The organism is Ruminococcus callidus ATCC 27760, from assembly GCF_000468015.1.
Lineage (GTDB): Bacteria > Bacillota > Clostridia > Oscillospirales > Ruminococcaceae > Ruminococcus_C > Ruminococcus_C callidus.
Genome location: NZ_KI260465.1, coordinates 20237 through 24186, shown reverse-complemented (window position 1 = coordinate 24186; position 3950 = coordinate 20237). Strand labels below are relative to the sequence as shown.

Here is a 3950-nt window from a genome sequence, read left to right as displayed (position 1 = left end):
ACTGCCAGCTCCCCTTTCAGGGGAGCCTTACTTGCCAAACTTCATAATTTTGCACAATTTAAATCAGTACACTTTTGAAAATTGATTTTCACAACAAAAAACCGGCTTCTACCCCCAGAAACCGGTTTTACAAATTGATTCAAGACATATCCTGCATTTCTGTCCGAGCCAGCGTTTCCACGATTTCCCGTGCCTTTGCCTCCGGCAGAGCCGTCAGCTTGAACCGCTGCTGGCGGGGCCCGTTACAGGTGATATACAGATGACAAACGCCGTACATCTTCTGTGCGGGTGTCTGCATCAGGTCCGTGCGGACAATGCGGGCGTGGTTCACCGTAATGGTGTGGAACGTGAACCAACTGCAAAAATGCATCTGCAAATACTGGTCGTCCATGGTGACCGATTCTGTGAACATCGCCACAATGCGGATACACAGCAACCACACCAGCGGAATAATCAGCATCACGGAACAGAACCGAATGATCGCCCCCAGATTCGGCAGCAGCCACAGCAGAATAAACCGTGCCGGCAGAATCGCACAAAGCCCGATCACCGGCGGCCACACAAAGGACCAGAAAAACCGGATATTGGAGCGTGCATGAAGTTTCGGGTGCTCCATGACCGGCACCGTGTGCAGCTTTTCCAATAGTGCCTGTGAGCCTTTTTTCCGAATCAGCGGAATCAGCACCGGCAGCGTATCCCGCCGGCTGCCGTAGCCGGGGCAGCGAATGTGGAGGGATACCATACCGAATATCTTCATCAGCAGATTCTGCCGCAGGTCGGGGAAAATAATGGCGTTGTCCCGCAGATGATACCGCCGGCGGGTGAGGATTCCCGTATGCACCGAGATGAACTCCTCCCCGAACCGCATGCGGAATCTGCCGTACCGCAGCAGGTTCCGCCCAAACGAGATCAGCCACAACGCCAGAATCACAATGCCGATCGTAATGGCGATTCGCGGCACGCCGTGGAACGCTGTCGATGCTCTGTCGGTGGCATCTTCCAGAATTTGCTGTGCCTGAAACTGCTTTACCAGATCGGAAGTGATGCGTCCACCCTGAAAGCAGATGGTGGCAATGTATATCGCACCGGAAAAGCTGCTGGAGAACAACGCCGAGAACAACAGCATTCGCCACGCCGGCGTGTGATACGCCACCGCACCGGTGCTGCCATTTTGCAGCACGGGAATGTGCTGCCGTAGCCGGTGCAGATCCCGCAGATACAAGGTCAGGTGCATATCCGCTTCCGGCACAGCACCGGCTGCGGTGCTGATCTGCAAACAGGCTGCCCGCAGAGGGCGGAGGTAAAACGGGTGTTCCTCCACTGTGGAGGCAATACGTTCCAGCGGGATCTCCGTCCCCCGCCGCAGGAGGATCCCGCTTTGGGAACGAATGGAAACTTCGTCGAAATAATATGTGCAGGCATGCCAGCGAAGCGTACCGATGCCCAGAATCAGCAGGGCAACCAGCAGGTCAAACCACGCACCGGCTCCCCAGTCGATAAGTTTCTGAAGTGAGAACGGATAGAACCGCAGGCTTCGCAGCAGCGGGAAAATCAACAGCCACAGGTTCTTGGCACTGTAGCGTAAAATCTTGATCGGGTGTTCCCGATACACTGCCTCACCGGCAGTCCCAAGCCGCATCATGGGCTGCTCCTTTCCGGCGGATCTTCCGCATTGCTGCCAGTTCCTGACGGCGGCTGCACCGCACTTTCAAACGCATCGAACTGCGGCTCCTGCGGAATGTCTGCGGGATTTCCGGCGACAGGCACTTCCAGTGTCCGCTGGCTGTGGCTGTAGACCGTCTTTTGCAGAAACGCCTGTATCTCCGCCGCGTCAGAACTGCTCAAAAACGACAGAATGACCGTGCCGCCATAGGCATGCAGCGGGATAAAATTCATGCCGGTGGCATCGGCAAAGGGTGCCTGAAAAATGCTGCTGAACTGCAACGCCTGTGTCCGCATGACTTGCTCCTGTATGAAAAAAATGCCGCATTTTCGGGTGATATGAGTCGCCGATACACAATAGGTCACAGTGCAGAACCACATAGGCAGCAGCAGTGTGGACAGCAGGATCGCTGCTGCCGCCAGCACTGCCGTCAGTGTCCACAGCAGCCAATGGGGCAGCACTGCCAGAAAGTACCATACCAAACCGATCAGCACCGCCGTCACGATCGGTGTTGCAATTTGCAGCGTATATTGTGCATGTTTATCCGCAGTATACTGCTTCATGGATTCCTCCTACAGACATAATCGGGGTTCCTACATTCATATACATTAGGGTGTGTTGACACTAAGCCTGACACGTGTCTTTTGGGGTGATTTTTCCCCGTTCGTCGTTAAAAATCCTTGCCGTGCGAAAGCACGCCTGCGAATTTTTGCCTAGAACGGAGAAAAATCACCTCACAAAATTCGCATATCATTATAGTGTCAACACCCCCTAGTAGAGCGATCTGCTCTGTTTCTATTATACCCCGAGAACACATTTTCGTCAAGAGAATGCGAATAGATTGCACACAAATCCTTTTTATTCCTCATAGGCAATACCGCATATAAACCGTTTTGTGCAGACAGATCATGATAAACTATAGATATACTGTCAGGAGGAAAATTATGCTGGAACGCGTAGCATCATACATCTGGGGGACAGGGCTGCTGGTGCTGCTGCTGGGGACAGGGCTGTGCCTGAGTTTCCGGCTGCGGTTCTTCCAGTTCTGGGGCTGGAAAACCATTCTGCGGCGGACGTTCGGCAGCCTGCGTACCAAGTCCGGCAAGGGCGGCACTTCCCTTACCCAGTTCCAGACCTTTTCCACTGCTCTTGCCGCCGCGATGGGCACGGGAAACATTCTGGGCGTGGCGGCGGCTCTCTGTCTGGGCGGTGCCGGTGCAATTTTCTGGATGTGGGTATCCGCCCTGCTGGGCATGGCTCTGACCTACAGCGAAAATGTACTGGCTCTGCGGTATGCCCGCACACTCCCCGACGGCACCAAGACAGGCGGCCCCATGGCGTATCTCCGGTTCGGGCTGCACAGTCCCGTTCTGGCAGTATTTTACAGTCTTTGCTGCATCGGTGCTTCGCTGGGCATGGGCAACATGACACAGAGCAGTGCCATTTCCACCCTTGCTGCGGAGGCGTTCTCCCTGCCGCCGCTGTGGACAGGAATCGGTGTCACGCTTCTGCTGGGAATTATTTTGCTCCGCGGCACACGCTCCACCGGCAAGGTCATTCAATGGCTCATGCCGGTGCTGTCGGCGGTGTATCTGCTGGCGGCACTGGGAGTGATCTTCCGGAACGCCGCCGCACTGCCGGCAGCATTCGGGCAGATTTTCCGCGAAGCATTCGGGCTGCATGCCGTAGGCGGCGGAATCTCCGGTGCTGTTTTGCAGCGTGCTGTGCAGACTGGTCTGCGGCACGGGGTATTTTCCAACGAAGCCGGACTGGGGAGCAGTGCCCTTGTCCACGCCGGCGGCAGTTCCGAAGATGCCCAGCTACAGGGCATGTGGAGCATGGTGGAGGTGGCGTTGGATACGCTGGTGTGCTGCACGCTGACGGCTCTGGCAGTTCTCACCAGCGGAGCCATGACGCAGGCAGACAACGCCGGCAGCATCATTTCCGCCGCATTTTCGGGCGTTTTCGGGCAAGCCGCACCGGAACTGATGGCAGGCATCACCGCACTGTTTGCGTTCTGTACGCTGATCGGCTGGTGCTGCTGCGGGGAACAGGCGGTGCGGTATCTGGGCGGCGAAGCGTGGCGGCTGCCCTATCGGGTGTTGTTCTGTCTGGCGGCAGGCGTAGGGGCTGTGGTTTCCCTGCGGTCGGTGTGGGCACTCTCCGACATTGCCAACGGGCTTATGGCAGTGCCGAACCTGCTGGGGCTGCTGCTTCTGGGGAAACAGATCGGGACACAACGAGAAAAATAACCAAAGGCAATACCGCACAAAGAGCGTCTGGCGAC

3 protein-coding genes are annotated in these 3950 nt (G+C 56.2%); 1 reads left to right on the top strand and 2 read right to left on the bottom strand.

Annotated elements, in window-relative coordinates:
• Positions 1–139: 139 nt before the first annotated feature.
• Together RUMCAL_RS11775 and RUMCAL_RS11770 are read right to left on the bottom strand one after the other, a co-directional pair.
• Complete coding sequence (locus RUMCAL_RS11775; protein ID WP_021683137.1) at positions 140–1642, bottom strand: PH domain-containing protein; 1503 nt, start codon at positions 1640–1642, stop codon at positions 140–142.
• Positions 1639–2226, bottom strand: coding sequence for a hypothetical protein (locus RUMCAL_RS11770; RefSeq protein ID WP_021683136.1), 588 nt, complete (start codon positions 2224–2226; stop codon positions 1639–1641). The genes RUMCAL_RS11775 and RUMCAL_RS11770 overlap by 4 nt, the downstream gene beginning before the upstream one ends.
• Positions 2227–2607: 381 nt before the next feature.
• On the opposite strand from RUMCAL_RS11770, the gene RUMCAL_RS11765 reads away from it, so the two are divergent.
• Complete coding sequence (locus RUMCAL_RS11765) at positions 2608–3915, top strand: alanine/glycine:cation symporter family protein (protein ID WP_040648129.1); 1308 nt, start codon at positions 2608–2610, stop codon at positions 3913–3915.
• Positions 3916–3950 lie beyond the last annotated feature (35 nt).